Here is a 695-nt window from a genome sequence, read left to right as displayed (position 1 = left end):
GGTGTGTGTCCATTCCACAGAGGCTGTTTAGAAGGTCTTGCGGCTGGTCCAAGCTTGGAAGCTCGTACTGGTATTCGTGGGGAAAATATCGAACTCAATAGCTCTGTATGGGATATCCAAGCCTACTATATTGCCCAAGCTGCTGTCAATGCGACTGTAACCTTCCGCCCAGATGTGATTGTATTTGGTGGAGGAGTGATGGCACAACAGCACATGTTGGATCGCGTTCGTGAAAAATTCACAGTATTATTGAACGGCTACTTACCAGTTCCAGATGTTCGTGACTACATCGTGACTCCTGCGGTAGCTGGAAATGGTTCAGCAACCTTGGGTAACTTTGTCTTAGCAAAACAAGTCGGCAAAAAAGACTAATCAGGTAAGGCTGAAACAACAAAAAGCATGAAATGCTAGGGGAGGGAGTTCTTCGTCGGGAAGATGGATGAATGACCTTCTCTTTTTTAAGCAAGAGAGGAGAAATGATGGAAAAAGCCATTATGAAGGATCCCTTCTTTTTGAGTCAAGTATCTGAAGAAGCGACAAAAGAGGATTTGTATCTGGTACAAGACTTACAAGATACCTTACGAGCTCACCAGGATTCCTGTGTTGGCATGGCGGCTAATATGATTGGTGTACGCAAGCGAGTGATCATTATCCAATTTGGTTTGATGCCCTTGGTTCTCTTTAACCCTGTTCTA

At 44.5% G+C, this 695-nt stretch carries 2 protein-coding genes; both read left to right on the top strand.

The window, feature by feature from the left end; translation table 11 throughout:
- A partial coding sequence (locus tag ACLOR3_RS00875; RefSeq protein ID WP_412036896.1) for an ROK family protein occupies positions 1-372 on the top strand: 372 nt, incomplete at its 5' end.
- Positions 373-479: 107 nt separating this feature from the next.
- On the top strand, positions 480-695 hold a 216-nt coding region (locus ACLOR3_RS00870; RefSeq protein ID WP_412036895.1), incomplete at its 3' end, for a peptide deformylase.

The sequence above is a fragment of the Streptococcus intestinihominis genome, from assembly GCF_046824975.1.
GTDB lineage: Bacteria > Bacillota > Bacilli > Lactobacillales > Streptococcaceae > Streptococcus.
Note: the sequence above shows the minus strand (reverse complement) of the source record. Positions and strands in the feature narration are given on the sequence as shown.